Annotated in this window: 1 pseudogene; it reads left to right on the plus strand. The window is 52.0% G+C overall.

The window, feature by feature from the left end:
* A pseudogene (locus BWI93_RS28000) lies at window positions 1-202 on the plus strand (mannose-1-phosphate guanylyltransferase); the annotation flags it as partial.

The following is a 202-nucleotide window of genomic DNA, read 5'->3' on the forward strand; positions in this document are numbered from 1 at the left end:
CTGGAATGCCCGATCCATTCGTAAAGCCTTTGAAACACACCTCCCCGAAATGGATGAAGCGTTCCGGGATATGGCTACCCATTTCTATTCGGACGATGAAGCTACGCAGTTACTCCGGGCGTACCCGCAATGCCGAAGCATCTCGATTGACAACGGGGTGATGGAAAAAGCTCAGAACGTGCACGTGGTTCTCAGCGACATT

The sequence above is a fragment of the Siphonobacter sp. BAB-5385 genome, assembly GCF_002261125.1.
Lineage (GTDB): Bacteria > Bacteroidota > Bacteroidia > Cytophagales > Spirosomataceae > Siphonobacter.